Raw genomic sequence first — 5,648 nt, forward strand, 5'->3', positions numbered from 1 at the left:
CTCTACTTTTGCCTAAATTCATCGCCGCTAAGCTTAACCCCTTGCCCCCTCAGGTCTCCCAAAGCTTAGTAACTTAGTACCCCTGTCCAGAACTTATGACTGTCCAGTGGTCTAGAACCCCATGCCTGCCCTCTGACCCTAGAGGATCAGCTCGCGGCCCTAGAAGATGGCGACCATCATCAGTGGCAGTACCACTTTGCCATGGCCTGTGTGGATGGGCAGGCGCTCAACCTGGAGGGCAGTATCCGCCGTCCTGATGGGGTGCGGCGGGTGGTGCAGTTGTTAGGTCGCCCCCAGCGCAACGAGGATGGCAAGATTATTGGCCTGGTGGGTACCCTCACCGACATCACCGAGCGCAAGCAAATTGAAGACCGCCTTGCCTACGAAGCCCTCCATGACCCCCTGACGGGGATTCCGAACCGCGCCTACTTCATGGAACAACTCAATACGGCGGTGCAAGGGGGGAGAATCGACCCTAACTCTGCCTTTGCGGTACTGTTCATCGACCTGGATCGCTTTAAGGTGATTAATGACAGCCTCGGCCATCTGGTGGGCGATCAACTCCTGATTGAATGCGCCCATCGGCTGGGGTCGGTGGTGCGGGAGGGCGACCTCGTGGCCCGCCTCGGGGGGGATGAATTCGCCATTTTAATTAACAACATCGCCAACCTAGAGGAACCCGTGGCCGTGGCCCAGCGCATCCATGAGGTGCTGCAAGTTCCGGTGCTGCTGGAGGGGCGGGAGGTATTTATCAGTGCCAGCGTGGGAGTGTCCTCGAATCTGACGGGTTCGGTGGAAGCCGTGGACTTTCTCCGCGATGCCGACACCGCCATGTACCAAGCCAAGCACAATGGCCGGGGGCAATCGGCCCTGTTCGACCCACAAATGTATGAGCAGGTGGCCACCCAGCTCACCCTAGAGAACGATCTGCAACGTGCCCTAGAGCGGCAGGAACTGGTGCTGGAATATCAGCCCATTGTGGACTTGCACCGCGCCCAGGTAGTGGGGTTCGAGGCTCTGGTACGGTGGCACCATCCTCGCTGGGGGGTGATTTCTCCCAACACCTTCATTCCCCTGGCGGAGGAAACCGGGCTGATTCTCTCCATTGGCGAATGGACGCAGAAAACCGCCTGTCAGCAGTTGCAGCGGTGGCGGCAGCGCCTCCCCCAGGCGGCGGCGCTAAGGATGAGCGTGAACCTATCGGTGAAGCAGTTCGCCAACCCCAATTTGATCGCCAGTATCGACGATGCCCTCACCGCCGCCGACCTCAGCTACCACGACCTGCGCCTGGAAATTACCGAGAGCGCCCTGATCGAAAATCCCAAAACCGCCGAATCCCTCCTGGCCGATCTCCAGGAACGGGGGCTACAAATCTGCATTGACGACTTTGGTACCGGATATTCCTCCCTCAGCATGGTGCATCGCTTCCCGGTGCAGATTCTCAAAATCGACCGATCCTTCACCAATCGCCTGGAGGATGACCCTCGCGGCGTGGCCATGGTGCAGTCGATCCTCGCCCTGGCCCATAGTCTTGGGATGACCGCCATTGCCGAGGGGGTCGAAACGCTAGTCCAATGGCAAATCCTTCAGGCATTAGGCTGTACCTATGGCCAGGGCTACTACATCGCTAAGCCCATGGCCGGAAGTGACGTAGAAACCTTTTTGCAGGGCTGGTCTAACCATCCTTCCGGCGGGAATGATGCCAAGACTACATGACCATTCAGAAAACTGTGCGTATACTGAGGGCACTTTGTCGCATCTTGTCCTTGGTTATGGATCCGTTTAGTCGCCGCACCAAAATTGTTGCCACCATTGGCCCCGCCAGTAGTTCCAAGGCCACCCTCAAGCGCATGATCGAAGCGGGGATGAACGTGGCCCGCCTCAACTTTTCCCACGGCAGCTACGAAGACCACGCCCGCATGATCGCCCTACTGAGGGAGGTTTCGACGGAGCACGATACGCCCATCACCCTGCTGCAAGACCTGCAAGGCCCCAAAATTCGCGTCGGTCACCTGCCCGATGGGGCCATTCACCTCCAGGAGGGGCTGACCGTAGATTTGGTGCCCCTGGCGGAGGCGGAGAATTTCCCTGGCAGCGTTGGCATTGACTACCCCTACCTGGCCGAGGAAGCCAAACCGGGGATGCAGGTGTTGCTGGATGACGGCCTGCTAGAACTGGAGGTGGAGGACGTGGCACCGCCCACGATCACCTGTCGCATCATCCAGGGAGGGCCGCTCAAAAGTCGTAAAGGGGTGAACCTACCCGACCTGAACCTGCAACTGCCCTCCCTCACCGAAAAAGATAAGCAGGACGTGGAGTTTGGTGTGGCCCAGGGGGTGGATATTATCTCCCTCAGTTTTGTGCGACAGGCGGCGGATATCCTGGCCCTGAAGGCGCTGCTGGCGGCCAAGGGCGGCGAGGACATCCCCGTACTGGCTAAAATTGAAAAACCCCAGGCCATCCGCAACCTAGAGGAAATTCTCTCGGTGGTGGATGCCATCATGGTGGCACGGGGCGACCTAGGGGTAGAAATGCGGGCCGAGCGGGTGCCCCTGCTGCAAAAGCGAATTATTCGGGCATGTAAGGAGCGCAATATTCCCGTCATCACCGCCACCCAAATGCTGGAGAGCATGATCCACAATCCCCGCCCCACCCGCGCCGAGGCCAGCGACGTGGCCAACGCCATCATCGACGGCACCGATGCCGTGATGCTGTCCGGGGAATCCGCTGTGGGTTCCTTCCCGGTGCAGGCCGTGCAAATGTTGGCCCGCATTGCTCGCGACATCGAGCCAGAACTGGGCTTTATCAATACCCCCGCCTTCAAAGACGACGAAACCCACGCCCTCGGCGAAGCCCTCAACGTCATCGACAGCACCCTCAATCTACGGGCCATCGTCTGCTTCACCGAAACCGGATATACCGCCAAAATTGCCTCCAGCGAGCGGCCCAAAGCGCCCGTGGTGGCCTTCACCCCCAACGACAAGGTCTACCACCACATGAACCTGATCTGGGGCGTCCATCCCCTGCTGATCGACTCGCCGCCGCCCACCTTTGAAGCCATGGCCGAAACCGCCGAAACCAGCTTAAAGCAACGTAATCTAGTCAAACCAGGGGATAAGCTGCTGGTTATGGGCGGCATCCCGGCCAAAATCTCCCAGGGCACCAACTTCATCAAAATCCACACCGTCCACAGCGACTAGCCCCCAACCCGAAGGACACCCCCCCAATCCCCACACACCCAACCGTAGGCTGCATAACGCTAAAGCGAGACCTCGCGTTGGCGAAGCCATGCACCCCCTAGGCCCAATCTAGGGGCGGGGGAAAGGCGGTGCGCCCGTACGGGGGATTGATATAGTAGGGGGATATTTTTTGCGGCCCTGCCCCCTTGGTTGAATGCCCATGCTGCCTGCCCTAACCCAATTTGGCGAAGCAATGTCCCATCTGACGGGGGTTCGCGCCATTATGAAGGACATTATCGAAACCCTGAGGGCGGGGCAGGGGCGAGAGTTTATCAACTTGAGCGCGGGAAATCCGGTGATTTTGCCGGAGGTGGAGCAGCTTTGGCGAGACTGCACCCAGGACTTACTCAACAGCCCAGAGTATGGCGAGGTGGTCTGTCGCTACGGCACCAGCCAGGGCTATGGGCCACTGGTGGAGGCGATCTGTAACGACTTCAATCAGCGCTACGGGCTATCCCTCACCCATCGCCATGTGTTGATTACCCCCGGCAGTCAGGCGCTTTATTTCCTGGCGGCCAATGCCCTGGGCGGCTATACTCGCAGCGGCCAGATGAAGGAGATTGTGCTACCCCTCAGCCCCGACTACACGGGCTATGGCGGCATTTCCCTGGTGCCGGAGGCGGTGAAGGCGTACCGTCCCACCCTGGAGGTGGATGAGGCGGGGCATCGGTTTAAGTATCGGCCTGATTTCAGCCAGGTACAGGTTACAGCGGATACGGGCTTTGTGCTATTTTCCCGCCCCTGCAACCCCACGGGCAACGTGATCAGCGATGACGAGGTGCGCCAAATTGCCGATCTCGCCGCCGTTCACCAAGTGCCCGTGCTGATCGATTCCGCCTATGCCCCGCCCTTCCCGGCCTTGAATTTTACGGAGATGACCCCCATCTTTGGGGACAACATTCTCCACTGCATGAGCCTGTCGAAAGCGGGTCTGCCGGGGGAACGGGTGGGGGTAGCCATTGGCGATCCGGCCCTGATTGAGGTGCTGGAATGCTTTCAAACCAATTTCTGTATCCACTCCTCCCGCTATGGACAGGCCATTGCCGCCCGTGCCATTGCCTCCGGTGCCCTGGCGGACATTTCGGAACGGGTGATCCGCCCCTACTACCAAGACAAGTTTGCGGTGCTGGAAGCGGCCTTGGAAGCGGCCATGCCCCGGTCGGTGCCCTGGTATCTGCATCGGGGGGAGGGGGCCATTTTTGCCTGGATTTGGTTCGACCACCTGCCCATCACCGACCAAAACCTCTATCAGCGACTCAAACAGGAAGGGGTGATTGTGGTACCCGGAAATCCCTTCTTCCCTGGCCTGCGGGAGGATTGGCCCCACACCCGCCAATGCCTGCGGATCAGCCTCACCGCCAGCGCCACGGAACTGACCACCGCCACCGAGCGCTTGGCCCAGGTGGTGGATGAACTGTATGCCAATGTCCCCGCTACCATGGCTACGGCCTAGGACATCCCCATGACAGACACCGATTGGCTTGAAATTGGCCGCATCGTCGCTCCCCAGGGCGTGCGCGGCGAGATCCGCATCTACCCCAGCAGCGACTTTCCGGAACGGTTCCTAGAACCAGGGCCACGCTGGCTGCAACGTCCCCAGGGCAACACGCCAGAACCCATTACCCTGGTGCAGGGCCGCTACCTGGAGGGCAAGGGACTCTACGTGGTGAAGCTGGACGGCATTGACGACCGCACCCAGGCCGAAACCCTGCGCGGCTGTGCCCTGCTGGTGCCCGCCCAGGATCGACCCGACCTGGAGGAAGGCGAATTCTACGCCGCCGACCTGATCGGCCTGCGGGTGATTCTCCAGGCCACCGGAGCCGAGGTGGGTCTCGTCACCGACCTCTACGAAGCCGGAAACGACCTGCTAGAGGTCACCCTCCACCCCAGCGGCCCTAATGTGCCCAATCCCAATGCACCCGATTCCCAGGAGTCGGCCCGCCCCAACCCCAAACCCCGCAAGGTGTTGGTGCCCTTCGTCACCGCCATTGTGCCCGATGTAGATCTAGCCCAGGGCTGTCTCTACCTAACCCCCCCCGCTGGCCTGTTAGATCCCTAGTTTTTGGCCAAGCAGACTTCCAACTCTGTCCAACTCTAGATGACCCACTAAACGACCTGGAAACGTTCCTGGCTAGGGAAGGCCGTGCCCCTGAGGCTTGATGGGTGAACTCTGAGGCTTTGGTTTACGATTCCAGGGCGACCACTTCTTGGTTGAGACGATCACCGATCTCGTCTTCGGCAACGTCAAGGTCGTAGTCCATCTGCAAGCCTATAGCAGCCCGCAGGCAGGTTAGGACAATACGCGGAAGGCATTGTCGAGGGCATCCCACAAGGTGTCAAACTGGTGCAAGGTCTTTCGCACGTAGTGCTTGATCCGTGCCCAAAACTTCTCAATTTTGTTCAAGTCAG

The 5,648-nt window shown here is 59.6% G+C and carries 4 protein-coding genes; all 4 read left to right on the forward strand.

Annotated features, from left to right (window positions below):
• Window positions 1-201: 201 nt before the first annotated feature.
• Entirely contained in the window at window positions 202-1,716 is a 1,515-nt protein-coding gene (locus H6G62_RS25730) for an EAL domain-containing protein (RefSeq protein WP_190500518.1), read from the forward strand.
• Between the two features lie 56 nt (window positions 1,717-1,772).
• Window positions 1,773-3,200 carry a pyruvate kinase gene (gene pyk, locus H6G62_RS25735; protein WP_190500519.1) on the forward strand — a complete coding sequence of 476 codons (1,428 nt, stop codon included), beginning with the start codon at window positions 1,773-1,775 and terminating at the stop codon, window positions 3,198-3,200.
• Window positions 3,201-3,399: 199 nt separating this feature from the next.
• Entirely contained in the window at window positions 3,400-4,692 is a 1,293-nt protein-coding gene (locus H6G62_RS25740) for a valine--pyruvate transaminase (RefSeq protein WP_190500521.1), read from the forward strand.
• 9 nt (window positions 4,693-4,701) lie between these two features.
• Window positions 4,702-5,298 (forward strand): ribosome maturation factor RimM, encoded by a 597-nt coding sequence (gene rimM / locus H6G62_RS25745; protein ID WP_190500523.1) that lies wholly within the window; start codon window positions 4,702-4,704, stop codon window positions 5,296-5,298.
• Window positions 5,299-5,648: the final 350 nt, after the last annotated feature.

It is taken from the genome of Phormidium sp. FACHB-1136 (assembly GCF_014697375.1).
Lineage (GTDB): Bacteria > Cyanobacteriota > Cyanobacteriia > Phormidesmidales > Phormidesmidaceae > Nodosilinea.

Bases quoted from the DNA above. Each gene is read 5' to 3' on its own strand.
- H6G62_RS25730 (WP_190500518.1), top strand. From the start codon at position 202: ATGGCCTGTGTGGATGGGCAGGCGCTCAACCTGGAGGGCAGTATCCGC.
- pyk (WP_190500519.1), top strand. From the start codon at position 1,773: ATGGATCCGTTTAGTCGCCGCACCAAAATTGTTGCCACCATTGGCCCC.
- H6G62_RS25740 (WP_190500521.1), top strand. From the start codon at position 3,400: ATGCTGCCTGCCCTAACCCAATTTGGCGAAGCAATGTCCCATCTGACG.
- rimM (WP_190500523.1), top strand. From the start codon at position 4,702: ATGACAGACACCGATTGGCTTGAAATTGGCCGCATCGTCGCTCCCCAG.